The following is a 22,008-nucleotide window of genomic DNA, read 5'->3' as shown; positions in this document are numbered from 1 at the left end:
TCCACGAAATTTATGAGGCAAATCAGTGAAAAACTTTTTCATTGCGCATTTGGCGAAATCGGCAAGAATGCCGCTATGGAGACCGCCGAAAAACGCCAGCGCGGACGGCCGCGCGCCTTCCACGGTCCGGCCGAGGCGACTTCGGTGCAGTCGCTCGACCGGGCGCTGCGCATCCTGGCCATCGTCGCCGAAGGCAGCGGCCTGTCGCTGAGCGAGATCGCCGCGCAGAGCGGCCTCCCCGCCTCCACCGCCTACCGCATGCTGACGACGCTGGAAAACCACGGCATGGTCGAGTTCGACAGCACCGACCAGCTGTGGTCGATCGGCGTCGAGACCTATCGCATGGGCGCGGCGTTCCTGCGCCGCCGCAAGCTGGTCGACCGCGCCCGCATCGTCATGCAGGAATTGATGGAGAAGACCGGCGAGACCGCCAATCTCGGCGTCGCCGAGGACGACTGCGTCGTCTTCGTCAGCCAGGTCGAGACGCATCAGGCGATCCGCGCCTTCTTCCGGCCGGGCACGCGCAGCTCCTTCCATGCATCGGGCATCGGCAAGGCGGTGCTGGCGCATCTCGAGCCGGAGCGCGTCGGTGCCATCCTGCGCCGCGCCGGGCTGGAGCGCTTCACTGAAAAGACGCTGTCCGACATCTCGTCGCTGGCCCGCGATCTGGTGACGATCAAGCTGCGCGGCTGGTCGGTCGACGACGAGGAGCGGCACCCCGGCATGCGCTGCGTGGCCGCCACCATCTTCAACGAGTTCGGCGAGCCGATCGGCGGCGTTTCGGTTTCGGGTCCGACGGTGCGGGTCACGCCGGAGCGGCTGGCCGAGATCGGCCCGCTGGTGCGCGATGCGGCAGCGGCGGTAACGAAGATGATCGGCGGCAGGACGGCTAAGGCCTGACGCCATAAGCGCGAGCGGGCAACCCTCCAGACAAAGAAAAAGGGGCCGTGGGGTGCCCCTTCTTCCGGTTGCCTGAACGGTCCTCTCAAAGCCGGCAGCGGTGACGATAGCCGTCGTAGCCGACATAGGTGTCGGAGTACGGATCGTAGCTCTGATAGCGGTTAAGGCAGCGCCGGACGTGCCATGATCCGCCATTTTCCTCGATGTAGACGGTGCGCGGCTGGGCGAGCGCGGTGCCGAGCAGGAAGCCACCGACGCCGGCGGCGATGCCGATGCCAAGGTGCTTGTTGTGATGGTGCTTGTGATGGGCGGCCGAAGGCTGAACGGTCCCGGCCAGCATGGCGGCGGTGACAGTGGTGGCGATGAGGCCGGAAACGATGGTGCGCTTGAACATGACGATCTCCTTGCTGCGTTGTGAGAGGCGATCCATCCGCCTCTTGACCATCTGTCGTGGCAGCAAGGAAAAAGGTTCGACGGTTTTTTGGATTTTCTCGAAAATGCAAAGCTGCGGTCTGAACTGAGCTTGCGGTCAGGCGCGTACCGGCGAGGAGCGCCGGTCGACAGAGCCTCTACAACCGTCCTCTTAACCGCAAGGAAAACGGTTCGACGCTTTTTCGATTACTATGAACTGGGTTTGCGCCAGGCGCGCAATTACGACCAGCGAAGAGCGCCGGTCGGCAGTCCGGCGGCAGGAGGCCTCAGCCCATGCCGGTGATGTGGCGCAGCCAGAAGGCAAGCGCGATGAAGCCGATGATGGTGGTGACGCCGGTCCAGTCGACATTGGCGCTCTTCAAAACCTTGATGAGCTTCACCAGGAGAAACCAGGCCACGACGACGATCAGGGCAATGACGACAAGTCTGATCATGCGACACCCTCGCCTATGCGATTGCACCTTCGAACGATATAGGAAGCCAATTGGCCGTTTTCAGGATGCCTGCGCCGGCGGCTCCAGCGCGCTCAAAACCGAGTTTTGTCTTTACTGGCGCACCAAATATGCTAACCGGAGCGCCGTGCCCTTGTAGCTCAGCTGGTAGAGCAGCGGTTTTGTAAACCGAAGGTCGGCGGTTCGATTCCGTCCGGGGGCACCAGTTTCCACCCGACTATCCCAAGAAATCAAGGAACGCATGGGTTTCAACGTCCCCCGAGGTACACCAAAAGGTACACCGAGGGTCCACGAAGGATGAAAATGATACTGGAGCATGTCCAGCCGCGCGGCTATCGCAGGGTCTATCGGCGGAAGGTCCCGAAGGCACTTCAAGGCATTCTCGGCAAGAAGGAGCTGGTGCTTCGTCTCGGCAAGACCGATGCCGAGGTTCGTAAGCAGTATGACGCCACCCACGCCGAGGCAGAGCAAATCTTCGCCAAAGCGTGGGACGAGTTGCGCGGGGTAAAGACGCCGGAAACCAAGCTCACCGCACGCGAACTGTTCGATCAAGCGACCAAACGGCTTCGCGAACTCGGCTTCAACCCCTATCGTGCGAACGGGAGCGGCGATCCCGATGACGCTGACGAACTGAACGACTGGATTGCCCGCGATGTCGTCGCCGAGGGCATCGTCAAAGGCTACCCAAGGGACGAAGAGACCGACCACCCCGTTGGCGTATCTAGCGAGGACCGGGCACTGTTGACGCTGCTGACCTCTCCAAGCGTCCCTGACGGCCCCTCACCCACTCTAGAAGATGCCAAGCGGCTCTATCTGAAAGACCGGTTCACTAAGACCAATCCTTTCGAGAAATCGAAGAAGCCGGACGAGCAACAAGCCGACCTTGTCGTGGGACATGTCAAGTCGGCTCTCGGCTATGACCCGGTGTTGGCGGAAATGAAGCGCGCCGATGCCAGAGCCGTAGCCGACGCCATGTTGAAGGAAATCCCAACTGCCGCGACTGTGGACCGCTACCTCGACGTGGTGCGAGCCATCATCGCCCATGGCATTCGAGAGTTCGACCTCGTCGGCGTGAAGAACCAGTTTGAGAAGCTTGACGTTGCCGACAGCGGGAGGGAACCGGACAAGCGGAAGAGGCTTCCTTTCACAACCGAGCAATTGGCCGCAACGCGGGAGCGCGTCCTTGATCGTGCTGCCGACGACCTCAAGCAGATTTGGCGACTTCTTCAGGGCACCGGCTGCCGCCTATCCGAGATCACCGGGCTTCGCGTCAGCGACGTAATGCTGGAGGCCCAATAGCCGCACATCGACGTCGAGTGGCACGACGAGGGCCGGGTGAAGACCGAAGTCTCTCGCCGCAAAGTCCCCCTGATCGGTGACGCGCTCCAGGCGGCGCGGGAGGCGGTCAACGCGGCAGGCAACAGCAAGATGCTATTCGCCCGTTACGGTCATGAGGGCGGCGGCGACAAAGCCTCGGCTTCGCTCGGTAAACACGTCAGAGCCGCCGTAAAGGACAAGAAGGTGATTACCCACTCATTGCGCCACCGCATGGAGGACTTGCTGGTAATTGCTTGGGTTCCGGAGAAGCTCAAGCGGTCCATCATGGGCCAACTCAGGGGGCGGCGCTGGGGATAATTACGGTGGTGAGGAAGCGCGGCTGAAAGTGGCGACTGAGGCCATGGAGAAAGCTCTCGCCACGGCCACATAGCCTTACCAGCCCGTCAGCAGTCAAGGCGTTGCTTCGAAGCAACGGATTACCTGTCTGACAAGTCGGCCACGCACATCAAGTTGCCGCTGGGTTCAAACATCCGGCGACCAATCACGGTTGCTGTAGGGCCGCCAACCCGTGCAATAAAGATCGTGTTATCCCGATGCTGCGACGACAACCCGGCCGGCGTCGACGTGTGCTTCCACTTCGGCGTAAATCTCCGAATAGAGGTCAACCTCCTTCCCCTCGGCAGTAATGGATACCGCAAGGGAGTATCGGGCCTTATCAGCCCCCCGCTTTTGCCCGAGGTGCGATTTCCACCATCCGCCCACTGGGGTGATTGCGATCTGATCATGGCTAGCGAGATCGACCGCATAGCCGCGCCACAGATCGCAGTGAAGAGAACCAGCCTGCACGGCCTTTGGCCCTAGGAGCCAGCGGCTTGGCTCGTTGGGGGTCTTGTCGGAACCGATTGCCTGCTCCGCAGCTTCTTTGCCCGCTTCTACCTCCGAGCGACTAAGGCGCTTCCGGAACTCTTCGTGAGTCTCAAGCCGCTTCTTCAATTCGAACCGAAGCCCGTAGGAACGATAGGTCTCTGGCCGAGTTGCGGCTCGTCCTGAGAGGTTCGGCTCTACGAAGTAAGAAAGCGTGACCTTCATCACAACGATGGCGCTCTCAAGCGCTTGCAACGCATCAAGCGGTCACGGCAACTCATAGAAATGCATCTCGTCGAACACCGCGTTGCCGCCTTGCACCAGCGTGAATGGCTGAATTTCAGCCTGAGCAAGCAAAGTGACATCGTTCCGCGCTGAGGCAACCGCTCGTCCAAGATTTGGCACGCCGAACCCCACGTCGCGGAGAAGGAGTTGCATCGCCCCTTTGCTAATGCCCTTCCAATGGGAGCCCTTTCCGATGAGCTTCTTCCGGATCGGGGGTGGCCACTCAGCCGATTGCACTGCCAAAGCGCGGTATGTTTCAGGCCACAGTCCCGGTACGGCTGCCTTGAGCTGCCCCACAAAATTGCCTGCCATCGCAGGCGCGGCGCTGGTCGCCCAAAAGGGCACCAAGGGTTCTTCGTCTACGTTAGAACCAGTTGAAAGAAGAGAAACAGCCGGATGCCAATCACAGTCATCTGCCTCGCTGACCATCATGTTCCCAGCTTCAAAGAGTACCTCAGGCTTGATGGGCGTGAGGTCTCCCACGAGGTTCTGAGAGCCGGTGCTGAGCCGACCACGCTCTTTGTGGGTGGTGACGTGCCGGACATGGAGTGACGGTTGGGTCAGGTATTTCTTAGGCCCCCTGAAGTTCTCCTCAGGGTGTGGCCGAGGGCGGTACAGGGACACAGGAGACCCTACCTACCAGCTTGGTGAGGGATGAGCTTCTTGGCCTCCTTAGCGGCATCCTCGAATGCCTGCCGTGTATCTCCTTGGGGTCAACCTCCTCGCGACCTAAGGCTGCAAGGCAGAGGGCCGACGCACGTTGCCACTTGGGTCCCCTTCTTGGGCCACTTAAGGAGCTGCTCGGCGGCACCTCGGACATTGTTGCAGGCATAGCTGACACCGACCAGTTCGGTCTTCACGAACACCGGAGGGGAGAACCAGATGGTTGCCATGAAGGGACTCCACCGGCAGTCACTCGTTTACGCACAGGTTCCAGTCTAGGCTCATCCAATTTGATGACTAGGGGAATGGACCATGACCATTTTACTAAATTAGAAATGATGCATGAAGGGGCATACAATTCGCCCCAGCCGGCGACCCCAACGCCCCCCGCGCTGGCTAGGCCCGGCGGCCCGACAGTCACTCGATAGGCTGTCGGGCCGTCCCTAGCAAAATTTGCACGGCAGCGACGACCGACTTGAGCCGAGGTAGAACCAATACGCAATTAAGACCTAATCAGAGGAGCGTAGCAGCCCCTCCTCCTCGGCAGCAGCCTCGAATGCCTTCCTTACGTCGTCGGGCGTGCGCTCGCCTTCAATTAGACCCATGCAGACCTCGACCGCCTCCTTCCACTTTGGTCCCCGCTTGGTCCACTTCATGAGTTCCGCGGCGGCACCTTCGACATTGGTGCAGACGTAGGTGAGCCCAGGTTTGTCGGTTTCGATATAGACCGGAGGGTGAAACCAATGGATTGCCATAAGGGGTATCTAGGGCAGCTAGGGGATTTCGTCCCGACTGGCCTTACCGATCGCCTCAAGCAATGAAGCGAGGGTTGGCGTCAGTTCTGGTTCGACCTCCAGCCCAAGCAGCTTGTGTACGTGATGACGATTGTCTTCGGTGCCGATCAGCTCCCGAACGGCGTCGGCAAGGGTCTTATGCCCGGCTCTGTCACGCTTTGCCATGTCTGCAGGAGTCCCCGACAGTGGCGCAGCAACTCGCGGGTCACGGAATGGTTCCGTTAGGGATCAGGAATACTTGGTAGAAATTTCTGAGCGCGAAGGACTGGCTGATCAACCGGCGGCCATCAGAGGATCATTCGCGTTGGTCGAAGGCTACCGCGCGCCCAAATGCCGGAGCCGCTTCCACGATAAACTCGATCAGATCACAGTCGGTCACTTCCCAATGGGGACCGTCTTCGCGCACCGCTGCTATCGTGGACTTAACAGAAACGATCCCGCCGTATGGGGCTGCCTCGATGACCTCCAGAACAAGGTCCTCGACTGTGCGCCCGTTGGTCGTCTTAACGTTCACCCGACGGTTCCCCGGTCACTACCCCAAATTACCTATGTGTTGCACCTTGCGGGACAAAATCAATGTACGAAATCGTACCAAGAAACGGGTCGGAATGTTTGATAGAAATTTCTGAGCGGGGGATCGGATTACCAGCTCGCGCGACGACCGCCCGTGCCCCCTCGGTCGCTGAACGGGCGCTGAAGATGGCGCTCTGGGTCGGCTAGACCTTCGGGGTTCCGTAACGGTAAATGAGCAGCGGGGACCGGGTGGGGGCTTGGGGTTAGTCCCCGCTGCTTTGAGCTGCCTTCGTCGGGGTGCAGTGGCAGCACAACTAAATAGTGACTGAGCGATGACAGGACCCAGACAGCGGAGCCTTGGGCACCCTGTCAGTCTTACACCGGCTAGTGCCCCCCCCGGGCCACCCGGGCAGGTGTCTCAAGAGTGCGGCCGGGGACGGACCTTCAAAGATTGCGACTTCCGTACCCCAGCCTACACTCCGGCCTGACGCGCGTGCCCACCCAATCTACCCCAGCGTCAAGCGACAGGTCATTAGTAGCCGATACAGATCGCCCCCAAATCGGCCGCTTGAGCTAGCTCGGATAGACAATTCGGGTGAGCGGGTTCAACGGGTCAAGAGGAGGGTCGGAATATCCGGGCCAAATTTTCTTACGACTCATCGGATAACAGGCTCATGCGTGGCACCCCCCGTGCCCATTCATTTCCTCCACAGGCGGACCCGAGCACGCGGAGGTCTTTACCGCTAGCCAGACTAGGGGGAACGGCTCGATGCTCATCCACATCAAGTGTGGTCGGACCGTATCAGGTCGCAAGGCACCGGGCCGAGCCCTCGACCATGCCGGCGGCGGGTCTGTGAACAAAGGTAATCTTTTTCTCACATACCCGTTGACATGTGAACTTAGCGTGAGGTAATGAATGTGAACATTGGCTCTAAGGAGATAGTTCACACCATGGCAATCGTTGGATACGCCCGGGTTAGCACGACCGACCAGAACACGGCAGTTCAGATCGACCAGCTAAGGGCGGCGGGGGTGACGGAAGACCACCTCTTTCAAGACCCGCTCTCAGGGCTGGACAACGACAGGCCGAAGCTGGCGGAAGCACTCCGGTTCGTGCGGAAGGGTGACACACTGGTGGTGACGAAAGTCGACCGTTTGGCGAGATCAGCGGCGCACCTTCACCAGATCGTGGAAGACCTCGACAAGCGGGGGGTCGGGTTCCGGGTGCTGAACGACCCGTCGCTGGATACGACCAAGCCGCACGGCAAGCTGATGTTTGGCATCCTTGCCAGCATTGCAGAGTTTGAGACCGCCCTCAGGAAGGAACGGCAGATGGAAGGCATCGCCAAGGCGAAGGCCCGAGGCGACCACCTTGGGAGACCCAAGACGGTGACCCAAGAGATTGAACAGAGAGTACGCGACATGCGGGCTGAGGGTGCCTCGATCAGGGCGATTGCGGCGGCTGTTGGTTACTCGACCGCGACGGTTCAGAAGATCATGAAAGAGTGAGGCGGAGGCGACACAAATCCCACCTACTGGGACAGCGGTCGTTAGGGCGCGTCCCTCTCTATCTGTCCTCTTATCAGTATCTCACACACCCACGTCACCTTCAGTTCCACCCCTGCGAGCAATCTGCGGGGTGCGTCGGGAGGCTTTCTCTTTTGTATCTCACCACCGGATCAACACCCTGTAGGAGCGCCATGAAACCAAAGAAAGACCTCGCCCCACACATGGATGAACCCCGCTCCTTCCGGAGTCTCTCGGTCTCAATCGAGACTGGACTATCTTGAAGGGCCAACGTCGGGTTGCCGGGGGCGAGCCGATCAACTTCTACAAGGGCCGAGCCAAGCGCGCCCTCTACGCCGACTACGAGGAAACCCGAGACGCCCTCGACCGTACCTACAGGCGGGATGCGCTGGACCACTCAGGAGTGCCCGAGAGTGAACCCGGCGAGTGGATGACCGTGTCTGAATACGCCAAGTCCAAGGACACCGGCCCGAGGAAGGCGCGGGAAGTTATGGAAGGTCTCGGCATTCTACAGCAGGAAATCGAGGTTCGCCTGGTCCCGCTGCTTTCCGACCCCAGGCAGACCAAGCCCAACTACAGGACCACCTCACGTCTCGCTTCATGGGCCGTTGAGGCTGGCTTTGGGAGGCGCATGAAGTCCGGGGTGGGCGTCCCCTACGATGTCCTGTCACCGGATGGAGTGGCTTGGCTCAATGCCCGTTGGCTGAAGCCCGTCGAGAAGACGGAGGTGAAGCGTGGGCGTCCCTCGACCCTTCGGGGTGAGGTTCAACATCTCCTCGCCGAGGGCAAGACCAAGGCCGACATTGCCCGGCTTCTCGGGAAGTCTCGGCAGATCGTGTCGCATCACGTGAAAGTGCTGAAGGCGGCTTGAGCGGGGAGTGTCAAACAATTCCCGGTCTTGGCTATTATTGGACCTTAAAGGTTCCCCTGACGGGTGGTCCAGCAGGATGGCTGCGGGTGGACTGGTAATCAGGAGTGGACGAAAGTCCCTCCCTCCCGAGGTCAGCACCTTCAGCAGAGCCTTTGAGCCTCACTCCCGACACCAGCCCCAGCACCACTGTAGTATCCACCAAAGGCACCCCTGAAGGCTGAGTGTTCGGGGTGAGAGACTGACTGTGTCTCTCTTCTGTGGTCTTCGCTCTCACCAATCCCTTCATGGTCGATCTTCGAGGAACATTCATTCTGAAGGAGACCGAAGGGCTCATGAAGTTATGACCCCGATGAAAGGATGACAGACCGTCTCCTCTCTCCGTCTTCACCTCCAAAGCAACCAAAGGACATTCTCAAGGCCACCCACATTCTGTGGCTACGCTTGAGGACCGACTGTTAATACCTACCCAATCGAGAAAGGAAGCAATGGCATACAGGCCGAAGCAGACAAGGCCAAGCAGGATGCCCTCGCTGTTGAGGCAACAGAACGCGCCAAGTAGGAAGAGATCGACCGCGCGGTTGAGCTTTCTGTACGAAATAACCCACAGCTTCAGGCCCAGCGCATGGGGATCAACAAGCAACTGATCACATCGCAGAGCGCCGGTGTGATCCCGCCTATGGCAGAGGTCGAGCGGACCCCGGTGAAGGTCCTCGGCGGGATCGAGGTGAGCTACAGCCAAGCCAAGGACATGGCCGAGGTCGGGCAGATCACGCAGGCCGAGTTCAACAAGGCAGTCGTCGACGGTCTTGCGGCCCGAGGCTACGCGGCACCGAAGTCTTTCAGCTAACCACGGCGGACGCTGAGAAGCCTCTGGCCCCTGTCGAGGGGCTGGAGGTTCCGACGGTGGATGAAGACGACACGAAGGAAGACGAGAAGGATGAGACCGAAGACGAGAAGGCCGAAAGGCAGCTCAAGGAAATGGCGGCTATGGCTGACCGCTCACTGGATCGCTTCAACACTAACGCCCCTTCTGAGGTGAGAGACGCAGCGATTGCCGAGTACATCGACACGGGCACTTTGAGCCATGAGACGGCCCAAGTTGGACGTCGTCGAGGTGGCGGTGGTCGAGGCAGCCTTCACGCAGCACATCGAGCGCAACGTCTTGAAGCCTGCAGGACTCACCATGGGTCAATACACCTCCTATGTCGACGAGGCCGACATGCCGGCGCTGAGACGTGCCGTGGTCTCTGGCGACTGGTCGACCCTGCATCGACATGCCCAAGCCGTGGCGGCGCACATTGCGCAGAACGGCGACAGCAACGAGGGGCTCTATTAAGCCCGAGTGACTTCCCCTGCCCCGGTGTGCTTGGCCCAAAACGGGCGTGCTGGGGTGGGGGCTTCCTTCAAACACCATCAGAACACTGTGCGGTACGACCGCCAGAGCGCGTTCAAGTCTCGCCGGCACAATCCACCATGCGGAGCCTTCCGCGCTTCCACCATGCAAATACGGAGAACATGCAACAGATCGAATTGAGCGGGTCATACACTGCCGTCACGACGCTGTCGGGCGAGGAAATTAGGATCACCACCACGCGCAGTCCTGTGTCGGGAATTGGTCAAGCGAGGAGTCGACCCTGGCGAGCCTGTCAGGGTCACAATCGGCACCGTGCCAATGTGGAAAGCAGATCGGACCATTGGCGCTTGGGCGGGGATCGATGTCACCGAATACGACCGGGATGAGCTTCGGACTGAGAAGCACCGGCCATTCCCAGTCTCTCGAATGAGGTCATAGCACCCAGCGGTTTGACCCTGGAGCGCGTTCAGTGCTCGGCAACGACCGAAGCCTTGGCGCGTGGCAGGTCCGTAGCAGTACTTGCGCAAAGATCGCCGATTCAGGGCAGCGGGATCGGCTTGTCGCTGAGTGTGCGCAAGTACGCGGTCAGGTCGACCCGTTCGGTCTCGTCCGGGACACCGGGAGTCTCCATCTTAACGCCCGGCGTGGTGAGCATGGGCCCGAAGAGAAATCTGATCAGGTCCTCGTACGTCCATACACCCTCCCAGCCCATCAAGGCGTCGGAGTAACGCATGTCTGCCATGGATGCCTTGTCGCGGCCGACGACGCTCCACAAGTTAGGTCCTATTTTGTTTCCTCCCTGTGGGTCGGCGTCGTGGCAAGTAGTACACCGGCGGGTGTATTCGGTTCGGCCTTTCTCGACATCGGCAGAAGCCAACTTCATTGAGATTGGGGCTGGTGTTGGCAAGACGACGCCATGCGCCAAGAGATAGTCGGCAACTTCGCGTTGCCCCCTGTTTTTTGCCAGATGGAGCGGCGTCTTGCCGTGCATTGCCTTCGCATTCACGTCCGCTCCGGCCTCGACCAGTGCCTCACGCAGTCGAAACAATCGAGAGTGACGGCGACATGAAGGGCGAACTCGCCACCACGATCGGAATTTGGATCCGCGTCCCGCTCCAGCAACAGGTTTAACAGATCGATCTTGCCTGTCCGACAGCCGCCATCAGTGGGGGACCACCAGTCGTCTGGGCGTTGACGTCGGCACCACGTTCTATGAGCAGTTTTGCCGCTTCGATGTGGCCCATAAAGACCGCGAGATAGAGCGGCGTTAAGCTTCCATCACTCTCATCTACATCAGCGCCCGCATCGAGCGCTGCTGTGATCGCCGCGACATCGCCCTCCATGGCGGCATCGTGGATGGCGGCGGCATGCGATACAATCGGAATGTGCAAAAGCAGCAGTGGAATGAAGAGCAAGGGCATGCGCATTTTGGCATCTCCCAAGGCAAACCGCGGTATGTGTCACGCTTTCAAGCCAGCAAAAGTACCACGACTGCCTGATCGTAGCCACTCCAACCAGTGCCTAACAGATTGTGGAAGCCCGAGAGAATGAAAGTTTTCAGGAAGACCGGCCAGATCGTACCGGTTAAATCCCCTGCTGACACAGTTCGGGTGGAACGCCCCGGTTGGATTTGGCCCTTAGCGCCGTCCGGGGGCACCAAAGCCAGTCGTCTTGAATGAGGCTGGCCTTTCGGATTTTGCCGCGCTGCGCGAGGGGGGCAAGGCTAATCGGGACCTCTAGATCCCATACATCATGGCAATGAAGAATACCGGTGCAAAGATCAGGAAGATCGCCATTACTATAATCACGGCGAGGGCCAGGCGCTCTGTTCGCCTGACGATTGCAACGACGTCGTCGTCGCTCGATGAAACAAGATCAACCGCCGAGAAATCTGTTGGGTCAGGAGTTTGATTGTCATTGGCGGGTCGGCTTGCGACCGCATCGGCATTCTGTTGGGTCTGGATAAGGGTCACAGTTCTCTCCGCCGTTAGGGTGCCACATCGGGTGCCCGCCGATGAGTATACAGCGGGGCCACCCGGAACCACCGATGAAGGGACTTTGCTCGGCGGCCAAATACCAATCCCTTGCCAAGATCTTGGTTGCCAGCCTCAGCCCTCTGTCTTTAACGCACAGACTTCAGTCTTACTGCGTCATGGACCATAGCCCGGCGCCGGAACTAAGTGCCCGCCGGTCCCGTTGCCGACCAGTGATAATTGAGAATAGGAGATAGTCATGGCTGACGGTCCCACCGTTGTTAACTCAGGCGGAAATGGCGCCGGCACCGCTGTCGCCGTCGTTCTCGCAATTGTCGCAATCGTGATCCTGCTGTTGTTCACCGGCGTTATCAACATCAACGGCGGGGGCACCGGAAAGGACGTCGACGTAAAGGTTGAAGCGCCTACGGTCGAAGCGCCCAACGTCGAAGCGCCAGCCGCGTCCGCTCCGGCAGAGCCGAGCGCACCTGCCCCAGCCGCGCCCGCTCCGGCAGAGCCGGCCGCACCTGCTCCGGCAGCACCCGCTCCGGCAGCACCTGCTCCGGCAGCACCTGCTAACGGCGGCTGATTGTGACATCGGATATCGGGCCCGGCGGGATGAGCTTCCGGGCTTGATGAAAACGTTGACGGCCGTCCACACTCTGCAAAGCGGCCCACGCAACAGAAATCTTCGACGGAGTTTCAATCAGTTGCGCAGACCAGCAAAGGAGGATCGCCTATGAAGGTGCTCGTCACCCTCCTGGGCGGCATTGCAATGGCCGGATGCATCAGCATGGCCGCTGCCGATCCGTGGAAGGACGAGAGCGGTCATGGCAAATGGCAGGGCCGCTACCAAGACGAAGATGATTATGAGCGGAAGCGCGAACGCTACAGCTACAAAAAAGAATTTCGGCGCGGCAATTGCAAGATTGAGCGCAACTGGAAGGGCGATGAATACAAGGAAGAGGTGAAGTGCAAGCGCGGCTTCAGGAGGCCGGCTTACATCTATCGCTATTGAAAACAGACGCCGTCCGGGGGCAGCAAACAACCGGCTTCTTGTGATTACCTGCCAGGGTCGGTCGAAACCTGCTCATCCCCGATTTCCACAGGCCGCGGCCATAGCCCATCAGCTTCAACGGATATATTCGCTAGCGGACCACAGGTAGTCCCCTTGTGGAGCATAGGGATCCCGTAGCAGGAACCACAGGTATTCCGCAGTGGAAACCATAGGAGTCGCCGTTGGAGCAGAAACGCACGATCGCCCCCTTTATTGGTGGCATGTATGGTGGTCTTGCTGCCCTCGCGTTGGCGTTCGGTTTCCGCTTCCTGATGATTCGCGATCCAGATCCGACCTCGCAAGCAACGATAGCCCTTTCGGGAGTGGCCTTTTCGATCTGTTTCAGCCTGACCTTCCTTCGCGAGCATCGACGCCAGATTGCTGCCGCCAGAGAATTTCTAAGCCGCCCAAGATCGTATCGAGACTAAACCCCCGCGTTTCGCAAAGCAAAGCGCCATGCCTCCGGTCCGTGGCATCAGAACCAATGGATGCAACAGGGATGCGGACCGGCCGGCATCTCCCGCTCCCGGCCATTAATGCCATTCGATTAAAATGCCCCTGTGTATATTAGCAATCGCTCAATTTAGCGCGCTGACAATGTCCGGGCGGTGGGCTAAACTACGGGTGGTGTCATGCGAAGCGACTTCGCTGCGGCGCGCGAGCTCTTGGAGTGCGCCCAAAACCGGCTCTGCGGCATGGATGAAACGAGCCAGCGCGTCAGCGAGGCGCTGGACTTGCTGATTGAAGAAATAGCCATCGCGGAATTCCGTAAGGCGCCCTTGACCGTCGTGCCGTTTCCACGTGCGCGGCCACCCAGGCATGCTCGGTAGAACACCGCCGATATAGTCAACAGCGGAAGTGCTCCACGCGCCACCAGCGGAATTGAACCGGCGCGATTGCGGCCTGGCGGCGTCCGGGCCATTAGAAATCCCATCGGGAGCCCTCACGCCGCGATCGCCGCCACCAGAATCCGGTTCTGCCTTCGTATCGCGGCGCGCAGTTCGGCAATCCTCGCCTCATCGCGCTTCACGAATTCGATGAACATCATGTTCATGTTGTTGAACACCAGTTCGCCCAAGGCGTGTCCATCGATATCCCGGCGGACCAGGCCGAGCCCCTGCAGCCGGGCGATCAGCGCGCGGATCTGCTCGGTCAGCGCCCGGTCGAGCGCGGTATAGGCCTGGCCGAACGGGCTGTCGGGCAGTTGTGTCGAGATCGCCATCGCCTGCCGCCACATCTCCTTGCTGAGATAATGCAGCGAATGCTCGATATAGATGCCGAGCAGCGTGTCGAGCGCATCGCCGACATTGGCCGGCGGGTTGGCAACCACGCCGCGCCCGGCATTGAGCACCTCGTTGACCTCCATCGAGACGATGGCGCCCAGGATGTCGCCCTTGTTCTGGTAATAGTTGTAGATCGTGCCGACCGAGACTTCCGCCTGCGCCGCGATCGTCTCGATCTTGGCGCCTTCATAGCCGGTGTCGCGAAAAAGCGCCGCCGCCGCCTCGATAATGCGGCGATGCCGATCCGCCTTTTGCCTTGCCCGCAATCCGCTCATGTCGGCTATCTGCCATAAAAACAGAATTGACTCAATTTTAGAATTGGTTCAATTTTTCGCCAGAAGCCAGAAAGGCAAGGGAGAACACTCGATGACCATCAATCCAAACACCCCGAATCCAACGACCAGGAAGCCGCTTTCGGTTCTGAAGAGCCACCTCCACGCCGCGTGTGCGGCGACAGCGCTGCTGCTGGCGACGGGCAGCCTCGCTCAGGCCGCCGATCTCAATGCCCTGATCTGGTGCGATCACGCCGACCCGGCGCTGCTGCAGCCCTTCGAGGAGGCCAACGGCGTCAAGGTCAATGTCAAGGAATTCGAAGGCACCGGCGCCGGCATGGCGATTGTCGAACAGTCGCAGCCCGGCGACTGGGACGTGATGGTGATCGACAGCATCGACATACCGCGCGGCGTCGAAAAGGGCCTGTTCGAACCGCTGCCGGAAGACAAGCTGCCGCTGGCCGACCTCTTTCCCCAGGTGAAGATGGACAGCTCCACCGTGGTCGACGGCAAGCGCTACGGCATCACCGAAAAATTCGGCTACAACACCATCGGCTACAACAACACCAAGGTCGATCCGGCCGACATGCAGTCGCTGGCCGCGCTGACAGGCGACAAATACAAGGGCAAGATCGCCATCTACGACTATTACCTGCCGGTCATCGGCATGGCAGCGCTGGCGATCGGCAAGAAGACCGCCGAGCTGACCGAAGCCGACCTTCCGGCCATCAAGCAAGAGCTGCTCAAGATGAAGGCCAATGCCAAGCTGGTCGGCGAAGTGACCGCCAGCCAGACCGCGCTGGCGACCGGCGAGGTCGACATTCTGGTCGGCGGCGGCGAATGGGTGACGGCCGGGCTGGCCAAGGAGAACCCTGCCCTCGACTTCTCGATCCCCAGAGAAGGTGCTGTGCTGTGGTCGCAGTCGCTGGCCATGTTCAAGGATTCCAAAAACAAGGACATGGCGCTAAAATTCATCCAGTACATCATGAGCCCTGAAGGCCAGGCGCGGCTTGCCACCTCTGCCTGCTATTGGGGCATGCCGGCGAATACCAAGGCGGCTCTGACCGATGAACAGAAGAAAATCCTGCGCTTCGACGAGCAGCCGGATTTCCTCGCCCGCGCCCAGCCTTACCCGGCGCCGGATGCCGATCTCGACAAGAAGATGCAGGACGTCTGGACCGAAATGCTGCAGGCGCAGTGACCGGTCGCCGGTCGTGAACTCTGCCACGAACAGCGGGCGTGCCCTGCCGCGGGCGGGCTATGCCCTGCCTCGGACGGGCCGTGCCCTGCCCTGGGCGCTGGTCACGCCGGCGCTCGGCTGGACGCTGCTGTTCTTCGTGCTGCCGTTCGTCGCCATGGGGTTTTCCAGCCTGACGGCGCATGACGGCGGCGGCTTTACGCTTGCCAACTACAGCCAATTCTTCACCAACCCGGCCTATTGGCAGGCGATGGTGAATTCGCTGCAGGTCACCGTGATCGTCACAGTGATTTCGGTGCTGCTCGCCTACCCCTTCGCCTGGATCCTGGCCGAACAGGTGCCGGAACGCTGGCAGCGGCTGGCGCTGATGCTGGCGGTGCTGCCGTTCTGGACCTCCTATGTCGTGCGCTCCTATTCCTGGCTGCTGGTGCTGGCGCAGAACGGCGTGATCAACCGCGCGCTGACCGGCTCCGGCCTGTTCAGCGAGCCGCTGCAGCTCGCCAACACGCGGCTGGCCACGGTCATCGGCTTCGTGCACTTCTTCGTCATGCTTTTGACGCTGACGATCTTCGCCAATCTGAAGCAGCTCAGCCCGAGCTACCGCAAGGCAGCCGCCGATCTCGGCGCCGGGCCGGTGCGCACGTTCCTGCATGTCGTCCTGCCGCTGACCTTGCCCGGCATCATGGTCGGCGCCTTCCTCACCTTCGTGCTGTGCATCGGCGACTACATCACGCCGCAGATCCTCGGCGGCAACAACGAGCTTTTGATGCCGCAGCTGGTGATGATGCAGATCGGCCGGCGCGGCGATTTTCCGCTCGCCTCGGCGCTGTCGATCATCCTGATGGCGGTTGTCACCATTGCCTATCTCGCCTGCGCCCGCTGGCTCAAGATCGAGCGGGCCTGACCGTGCGCGCCCTTGTCCGCATCGTCTCCTGGTTTTACGCCATCGCCATCTATGGCTTCATCTTCCTGCCGGTGGTCGTTCTGGTGCTGTTTTCGCTGCAGGCGACGTCGTTTCCGATCCCGCCCTTCACCGGGCCGTCGCTGCGCTGGTACGACGCCGTGCTCGCCGACACGCGGCTGACCTCGGCGCTGGTCAATTCGCTTCTGGTCGCGGCCCTCTCCTCGGCTGCCGCCGTCACGCTCGGTTTCCTCTCTGCCTGGGGTTTTGCGCGTTTCGTCCTGCCGGGCTCGGCCCTGCTGCGCGGGCTGATCACGCTGCCGCTGACCGTGAGCTATCTCATCATCGGCATGGGGCTGCTGGTGCTGTTCAACTGGGCCGGCATACCGAAGTCGCTGCTTGCTGCCGGCATCGGCCATGTCGTGATCAACCTGCCGCTCTGCTTTGCCATCATCTACAGCCAGATGGGCGACCACCAGATCAACATCGAGCGTGCCGCGCGCGACCTCGGTGCGCCCGAATGGAAGGTGCTGCTGCTGATCACCGTGCCTGTCATGGCGCCGGCGATCTTCGCCGGTTTCTTCCTGTCGATGACCTTCTCCTGGGACGAATTCGTGATCTCCTTCCTGCTGACGCGCTTCGATACGACGCTGCCGGTCGAGATCTGGAACCTGCTGCGCTCCGGCCTCAATCCCAAGACCAACGCCGTCGGCTCGCTGGTCTTCGCCGTCTCCATCGTGCTGGTGGTGTTTTTTGAGCTGATGCTGTTGCGGAGGAAGCCGGCATGACCGCGCCACTGGTCGATGTCCGCGCTGTCTCGCACCGCTTCGGCCAGCACACCGTGTTGAGGAACGTCTCGCTGCAAATCGAGCCGGGCAGCTACACCATCCTGCTCGGGCCGTCGGGCTCCGGCAAGACGACGCTTTTGTCCATTCTCGGCGGCTTCGTCACGCCGAGCCAAGGCAAGGTGCTGATCCGCGGCGAGGACTGCACCGCGGTGCCGCCGGCGAAGCGCCCGACGACGACGGTGTTCCAGGACTATGCGCTGTTTCCGCACATGAGCGTCGGCAGCAATGTCGGCTTCGGCCTGCGCATGCAAGGCGTCGATGCCGCGACACGGACCGCGCGGGCGCGCGACGCGCTGGCGCTGGTTGGTCTGGCCACCGCCTTCGACAAGAAGCCGCACCAGCTTTCCGGCGGCCAGCGGCAGCGCGTCGCGCTGGCCCGCGCGCTGGTCGTCGAGCCGGCCGTGCTGCTGCTCGACGAACCGCTCGGCGCGCTCGACCTAAAATTGCGCCGGCAGATGCAGGACGAGTTGAAAGCGATCCAGAAACGCGTCGGCACCGCCTTCATCCATGTCACCCACGACCAGGAAGAGGCGATGGCCCTGGCCGACCATTGCGTCGTGATGAATGACGGGTGCATCGAGGACGAAGGCCCGCCGGAGCGCGTCTATGCGCGGCCGGCGACGCGCTTTTCCGCGACCTTCATGGGTGAGAGCACGCTGATATCGGGAACGGTGACGGCGGCGAAGCATGGAACAATCACAGTCGCGACCCAGGTCGGACCGCTTTCGCTGCCCGGTACAATGCCTGCTGGCGCTTCTGTCGCCCTCGCCGTCCGTCCGGAGCACCTTGTCCTCGGCGCAACCGGCGGCGCGGTAAGGCTCGGCACGGCCAAGGTGAGCGACGTGGTGTTTCAAGGCAGCTTCAAACGCGTGCTGGCTGTCTCCGAGAAAGACCCGGCGCTGCACTTCATCGCCAGGGTTCCCGCAGCAACGGTCGTCCAGCCGGGCGACATCTCTGCGGTTTCGTGCGAGGCTGGCGATGTCATCCTTCTGGCGAGCTGAGCCATGGGCACGCTTCCGATCATCGACGCTGCGAATTGGTATGAAGCCATCCGTATGAGCGATGGCGTGACGCTGATCCACGAGCCGTGGATCAAGCCGTTCTTCCGCTGCAACATCTGGCATGTGCGCGGCCGCGATCGCGATCTTCTGTTCGACACCGGCCTTGGCCATTTCAGCCTGCGGCGCCACGTGCCGCTGGTGACGGAGCGAAAACTCGTTTGCGTGGCCAGCCACACGCATTTCGACCATATTGGCTGCCATCACGAATTTCCGGACCGTTGCGTGCATGCGGCCGAAGCAGAAATCCTCGCCGACCCGCGCAATGAATGGACGGTCGCCGACCGCTACGCGACCGACGCCATGTTCGACGCAATGCCGCAGGGCTGGGATGCCACGCGCTACCGGATCCAGCCGGCGCCGGCCGATCGTTTGCTTGGAGAAGGCGATTTCGTCGATCTCGGCGACCGTGCCTTCGAGGTGATCCACACACCGGGCCATTCACCCGGTGGCATAGCGCTCTACGAGAGGAAGACCGGCATCCTGCTGTCCGGCGACATCGTCTATGACGGCCCGCTGATCGACGATGTCTATCATTCCGCTGTCGACGACTATGTCGAGACGCTGCTGCGGATGCGCGACCTCGATGTTGCGGTCGTGCATGGCGGCCACTTCCCGAGCTTCGGCAAGGTGCGCTACCGCCAGCTTATCGACGAGTATCTCGCACAAAAGCGGCAGGCCGGCTGCCACCTGCTGCAGGCGCGATAAGCACCGGCCTCTGGATCGCGGGAAGTGCCTGGCGAATTACAACGCCCTTTGCGGGCACGGCGTGCCGGCGGCATCGCCGCAGCGTGAAGCCGTTGGTTGGGGTCTCAAACTCGTCTGTTCCGACTGGCGCACCAGTTGGGCAAAGGCAAGCGCGAAACTTCCCAGCATCAGGACGATGACAATCAGGCGTGTTACCGGCAATAAATCGGTCCGACTAGCTGGCCCCCACGCCGCCCATCCACTGCCGGCTAACATGGTCGATCCGGCTTTACGAGAGTTTAATCCCCGTCTTAACCATCACATTCGCTTGTCACTCGACACGATGCGCGAGCAGCAGGCCGGCAGTTCCTCCCGGCGCTGTATCAAGCGGCGCCAGATGTCTCGCTTTGCAGATTTGCCCGCCCATGCTAACCCGGCGCTGGCGCGGCCCAAGCAACCGGTCGCCACCAACCGGTCGCCATCAACATCGCCATTGGGAGCCATGAACAAAGCCGCCAGCCGCTTCGCCTTCGTCTCGTCCGACACCGCCGACGCCAAGGCGGCGCTGGAGAGCCTTTCGGCGCGCTATGGCCAGGCATCCATCGAGGATGCAGAGATCGTCGTCGCGCTGGGCGGCGACGGCTTCCTGTTGCAGACCTTGCGCGACACGATGAGCACGGGAAAAAAGGTCTACGGCATGAACCGTGGCACCATCGGCTTCCTGATGAACGAATATCGCGCCAGCGGTTTGACCGGGCGCATCGCGGCGGCCGTTGCCGAAACGATCCGTCCGCTGGAGATGCAGGCGGTGACGGCTGAGGGCGAAACGATCTCGGCGTTGGCGATCAACGAGGTTGCGCTGTGGCGCCAGTCCTACCAGACAGCCAAGATCCGTATCACCGTGGACGGGCAAGTGCGGCTGGAGGAATTGAACTGCGACGGTGTGATGGTCGCGACGCCGGCCGGCTCGACCGCCTACAACCTATCCGCGCACGGGCCGATCCTGCCGCTCGATGCGCCGCTGCTGGCGCTGACTCCGGTCAGTCCGTTCCGCCCGCGCCCCGGGCGCGGCGCGCGGCGCTCCCACAAGTCGCCCGGTGGTTTGGACATTCTGGAGGCGGGAAAGCGGCCGGTGAACGCCGCCGCCGACCATACCGAGGTGAAGGCCGTAACCTCGGTTACGGTGCAGGAATCGCCAACGGTAACGGCGACGCTGCTGTTCGATCCGAGCCACTCGTGGAACGAGCGCATTCTCGCCGAACAGTTCCGCTATTGAGCCGGCGCAGCGACAGCAGATGGATTAAGCATCGCGATTAAGGTTACGACTTCACAATCGTGCCGTCCCCCGCCTGTTTGTGTTGACAAATCGTGGGCTTGCGCCTACCTGCAATACCAATCTTGCAGGCGCGCGGCGCTTGCCGCGACCGCTTGCGTTGCGCCCCCGAACCAGCCAAAGACAGCCAAACTTGTCCTCAGACACCCAGATCGCTCAAGACGTGTTGACCTTCGCAGACCTCGGCCTGTCGCCGAAGGTCCTTTCCGCAGTTACCGACGCCGGTTACACCGAACCGACGCCGATCCAGGCCGGCGCCATTCCGCACGCCTTGCTCGGCAAGGATATTTTGGGCATCGCCCAGACCGGCACCGGCAAGACCGCCTCGTTCGTGCTGCCGATGCTGACCCGCCTCGAAAAAGGCCGGGCACGCGCCCGCATGCCACGCACGCTGATCCTCGAGCCAACCCGCGAGCTTGCCGCGCAGGTTGAAGAGAACTTCATCAGATACGGCAAGAACCACAAGCTCAACATCGCGCTGCTGATCGGCGGCGTGTCCTTCGACGAGCAGGACAAGAAGCTGGAGCGCGGCGCCGACGTGCTGATCGCGACGCCAGGCCGCCTGCTCGATCATCGCGAGCGCGGAAAGCTTCTGCTCAACGGCGTGGAGATCCTGGTCATCGATGAGGCCGACCGCATGCTCGACATGGGCTTCATTCCCGACATCGAGCGCATCTGCGAGATGATCCCGTTCACCAGGCAGACGCTGTTCTTCTCGGCGACGATGCCGCCTGAGATCACCAAGCTCACCGAGAAATTCCTGCACGCGCCGGTGCGCGTCGAGGTTTCGAAGGCGGCGTCCGCCGCGACCAACATCATCCAGCGGCTGGTGAAATCCGGCTCAAAACCCTGGGACAAGCGCGAGACGCTGCGCAATCTGATAAAGGCCGAGGATGCGGAGCTGAAGAACGCCATCATCTTCTGCAATCGCAAGATCGAGGTCTCGGAGCTTTTCCGCTCGCTGCTGAAACATGATTTCGACGCCGGCGCGCTGCATGGCGACATGGACCAGCGCGCGCGCATGCAGATGCTGGCCAATTTCCGTGACGGCAAACTGCGCTACCTCGTTGCGTCGGACGTAGCGGCGCGCGGCCTCGACATCCCCGATGTCAGCCACGTCTTCAATTACGACGTGCCGATCCATGCCGAGGACTATGTCCACCGCATCGGCCGCACCGGCCGCGCCGGCCGCTCGGGCAAATCCTTCACCATCGCCACCAAGTCAGACACCAAATACATCGACGCGATCGAACGGCTGATCGGCAACAAGATCGAGTGGCATGACGGCGATCTGTCGACGGTCGTCGCCAGCGAGGGCGGAGACGACGATGCTCCCCGCCGTGGCCGCCGCCCCCCCCGCCCCGCCCGCCCCCCCGGCGGGGGGGGGGGGGGGGCCCCACCCACCACCACCCCACCCCCCCCACACCCAACCCCAACAACCCCACCCGGAGCCGGCCGCGCAGCA

28 protein-coding genes and 1 tRNA gene are annotated in these 22,008 nt (G+C 61.3%); 18 read left to right on the top strand and 11 right to left on the bottom strand.

The annotated features are described in order from the left end of the window. Positions 1–75 precede the first annotated feature (75 nt). Entirely contained in the window at positions 76–900 is an 825-nt protein-coding gene (gene bhcR / locus AC0L15_RS21655) for an HTH-type transcriptional regulator BhcR (RefSeq protein WP_287248060.1), read from the top strand. Between the two features lie 85 nt (positions 901–985). On the opposite strand, the gene AC0L15_RS21650 is transcribed toward bhcR, so the two are convergent. Beyond that, complete coding sequence (locus tag AC0L15_RS21650; RefSeq protein WP_287248061.1) at positions 986–1,294, bottom strand: BA14K family protein; 309 nt, start codon at positions 1,292–1,294, stop codon at positions 986–988. A gap of 304 nt (positions 1,295–1,598) precedes the next feature. Then, positions 1,599–1,766, bottom strand: a complete 168-nt coding sequence (locus AC0L15_RS21645) for a hypothetical protein (RefSeq protein WP_023798133.1) — start codon at positions 1,764–1,766, stop codon at positions 1,599–1,601. 147 nt (positions 1,767–1,913) lie between these two features. On the opposite strand from AC0L15_RS21645, the gene AC0L15_RS21640 reads away from it, so the two are divergent. The 3 genes from AC0L15_RS21640 to AC0L15_RS21630 all read left to right on the top strand — a co-directional run bounded on the left by AC0L15_RS21640 (position 1,914) and on the right by AC0L15_RS21630 (position 3,419). Next, a tRNA-Thr gene (locus AC0L15_RS21640) sits at positions 1,914–1,989 on the top strand. 194 nt (positions 1,990–2,183) lie between these two features. Further along, complete coding sequence (locus AC0L15_RS21635) at positions 2,184–3,083, top strand: hypothetical protein (protein ID WP_473496974.1); 900 nt, start codon at positions 2,184–2,186, stop codon at positions 3,081–3,083. Positions 3,084–3,119: 36 nt separating this feature from the next. Next, a complete protein-coding gene (locus AC0L15_RS21630; RefSeq protein ID WP_473496972.1) occupies positions 3,120–3,419 on the top strand; it encodes a site-specific integrase in 300 nt (99 codons plus the stop codon). 228 nt (positions 3,420–3,647) lie between these two features. Here AC0L15_RS21630 and AC0L15_RS21625 read toward each other — a convergent pair whose 3' ends face one another. The 5 genes from AC0L15_RS21625 to AC0L15_RS21605 form a co-directional block, all read right to left on the bottom strand. After that, a complete protein-coding gene (locus AC0L15_RS21625; protein WP_287248063.1) occupies positions 3,648–4,151 on the bottom strand; it encodes a hypothetical protein in 504 nt (167 codons plus the stop codon). A gap of 42 nt (positions 4,152–4,193) precedes the next feature. Then, the gene (locus tag AC0L15_RS21620) at positions 4,194–4,835 is read right to left on the bottom strand and encodes a S8 family serine peptidase (protein ID WP_287248065.1); all 642 of its coding nucleotides are present in this window, start codon (positions 4,833–4,835) and stop codon (positions 4,194–4,196) included. Positions 4,836–5,383: 548 nt separating this feature from the next. Continuing rightward, positions 5,384–5,629: a DUF982 domain-containing protein gene (locus AC0L15_RS21615; protein WP_287248067.1), complete on the bottom strand. Its 246-nt coding sequence runs from the start codon at positions 5,627–5,629 to the stop codon at positions 5,384–5,386. Positions 5,630–5,647: 18 nt separating this feature from the next. Then, entirely contained in the window at positions 5,648–5,833 is a 186-nt protein-coding gene (locus AC0L15_RS21610; RefSeq protein WP_287248068.1) for a hypothetical protein, read from the bottom strand. 130 nt (positions 5,834–5,963) lie between these two features. Then, on the bottom strand, positions 5,964–6,182 hold the full coding sequence (locus tag AC0L15_RS21605; RefSeq protein ID WP_287248070.1) for a hypothetical protein: 219 nt from the start codon (positions 6,180–6,182) through the stop codon (positions 5,964–5,966). Positions 6,183–7,099: 917 nt separating this feature from the next. Between AC0L15_RS21605 and AC0L15_RS21600 the strand changes: the two genes are divergently transcribed. The 4 genes from AC0L15_RS21600 (at position 7,100) to AC0L15_RS21585 (ending at position 9,915) form a co-directional block, all read left to right on the top strand. Continuing rightward, the gene (locus AC0L15_RS21600) at positions 7,100–7,690 is read left to right on the top strand and encodes a recombinase family protein (RefSeq protein ID WP_287248071.1); all 591 of its coding nucleotides are present in this window, start codon (positions 7,100–7,102) and stop codon (positions 7,688–7,690) included. Between the two features lie 277 nt (positions 7,691–7,967). Further along, positions 7,968–8,579, top strand: a complete 612-nt coding sequence (locus AC0L15_RS21595; protein WP_473496968.1) for a hypothetical protein — start codon at positions 7,968–7,970, stop codon at positions 8,577–8,579. A gap of 622 nt (positions 8,580–9,201) precedes the next feature. Then, on the top strand, positions 9,202–9,426 hold the full coding sequence (locus AC0L15_RS21590; protein WP_287248073.1) for a hypothetical protein: 225 nt from the start codon (positions 9,202–9,204) through the stop codon (positions 9,424–9,426). Between the two features lie 237 nt (positions 9,427–9,663). Then, entirely contained in the window at positions 9,664–9,915 is a 252-nt protein-coding gene (locus tag AC0L15_RS21585) for a hypothetical protein (protein WP_287248074.1), read from the top strand. Between the two features lie 556 nt (positions 9,916–10,471). On the opposite strand, the gene AC0L15_RS21580 is transcribed toward AC0L15_RS21585, so the two are convergent. The 3 genes from AC0L15_RS21580 to AC0L15_RS21570 all read right to left on the bottom strand — a co-directional run bounded on the left by AC0L15_RS21580 (position 10,472) and on the right by AC0L15_RS21570 (position 11,906). After that, on the bottom strand, positions 10,472–10,939 hold the full coding sequence (locus AC0L15_RS21580) for a c-type cytochrome (RefSeq protein WP_473496966.1): 468 nt from the start codon (positions 10,937–10,939) through the stop codon (positions 10,472–10,474). 121 nt (positions 10,940–11,060) lie between these two features. Beyond that, a complete protein-coding gene (locus AC0L15_RS21575) occupies positions 11,061–11,360 on the bottom strand; it encodes an ankyrin repeat domain-containing protein (protein WP_287248077.1) in 300 nt (99 codons plus the stop codon). Positions 11,361–11,669: 309 nt separating this feature from the next. Next, complete coding sequence (locus AC0L15_RS21570) at positions 11,670–11,906, bottom strand: hypothetical protein (protein WP_287248079.1); 237 nt, start codon at positions 11,904–11,906, stop codon at positions 11,670–11,672. A 259-nt stretch (positions 11,907–12,165) separates the two neighbouring features. Between AC0L15_RS21570 and AC0L15_RS21565 the strand changes: the two genes are divergently transcribed. The 3 genes from AC0L15_RS21565 (at position 12,166) to AC0L15_RS21555 (ending at position 13,391) form a co-directional block, all read left to right on the top strand. Continuing rightward, positions 12,166–12,495, top strand: a complete 330-nt coding sequence (locus tag AC0L15_RS21565; protein WP_287248081.1) for a hypothetical protein — start codon at positions 12,166–12,168, stop codon at positions 12,493–12,495. Between the two features lie 150 nt (positions 12,496–12,645). Then, on the top strand, positions 12,646–12,924 hold the full coding sequence (locus AC0L15_RS21560) for a hypothetical protein (RefSeq protein WP_287248083.1): 279 nt from the start codon (positions 12,646–12,648) through the stop codon (positions 12,922–12,924). Positions 12,925–13,145: 221 nt separating this feature from the next. Continuing rightward, positions 13,146–13,391, top strand: a complete 246-nt coding sequence (locus AC0L15_RS21555) for a hypothetical protein (RefSeq protein WP_128246547.1) — start codon at positions 13,146–13,148, stop codon at positions 13,389–13,391. Between the two features lie 515 nt (positions 13,392–13,906). Here the strand turns inward: AC0L15_RS21555 and AC0L15_RS21550 are convergent. Continuing rightward, positions 13,907–14,521 (bottom strand): TetR/AcrR family transcriptional regulator, encoded by a 615-nt coding sequence (locus AC0L15_RS21550; protein ID WP_287062035.1) that lies wholly within the window; start codon positions 14,519–14,521, stop codon positions 13,907–13,909. 91 nt (positions 14,522–14,612) lie between these two features. Between AC0L15_RS21550 and AC0L15_RS21545 the strand changes: the two genes are divergently transcribed. From AC0L15_RS21545 to AC0L15_RS21515, 7 genes are all read left to right on the top strand, one after another. After that, a complete protein-coding gene (locus AC0L15_RS21545) occupies positions 14,613–15,719 on the top strand; it encodes a polyamine ABC transporter substrate-binding protein (protein ID WP_287248087.1) in 1,107 nt (368 codons plus the stop codon). A gap of 13 nt (positions 15,720–15,732) precedes the next feature. Then, the gene (locus AC0L15_RS21540; protein WP_287248089.1) at positions 15,733–16,620 is read left to right on the top strand and encodes an ABC transporter permease; all 888 of its coding nucleotides are present in this window, start codon (positions 15,733–15,735) and stop codon (positions 16,618–16,620) included. Positions 16,621–16,622: 2 nt separating this feature from the next. Further along, positions 16,623–17,405 carry an ABC transporter permease gene (locus AC0L15_RS21535; RefSeq protein WP_128246551.1) on the top strand — a complete coding sequence of 261 codons (783 nt, stop codon included), beginning with the start codon at positions 16,623–16,625 and terminating at the stop codon, positions 17,403–17,405. After that, entirely contained in the window at positions 17,402–18,466 is a 1,065-nt protein-coding gene (locus AC0L15_RS21530) for an ABC transporter ATP-binding protein (protein WP_287237645.1), read from the top strand. The genes AC0L15_RS21535 and AC0L15_RS21530 overlap by 4 nt, the downstream gene beginning before the upstream one ends. A gap of 3 nt (positions 18,467–18,469) precedes the next feature. Continuing rightward, positions 18,470–19,231, top strand: a complete 762-nt coding sequence (locus tag AC0L15_RS21525) for an MBL fold metallo-hydrolase (RefSeq protein WP_287248091.1) — start codon at positions 18,470–18,472, stop codon at positions 19,229–19,231. A 481-nt stretch (positions 19,232–19,712) separates the two neighbouring features. Then, a complete protein-coding gene (locus AC0L15_RS21520; RefSeq protein WP_473496982.1) occupies positions 19,713–20,486 on the top strand; it encodes an NAD kinase in 774 nt (257 codons plus the stop codon). A gap of 220 nt (positions 20,487–20,706) precedes the next feature. After that, positions 20,707–22,008: DEAD/DEAH box helicase (locus AC0L15_RS21515; protein WP_473496980.1), on the top strand; the 1,302-nt coding region annotated here is incomplete at its 3' end.

Source organism: Mesorhizobium sp. WSM4846, from assembly GCF_055811415.1.
Note: the sequence above shows the minus strand (reverse complement) of the source record. Positions and strands in the feature narration are given on the sequence as shown.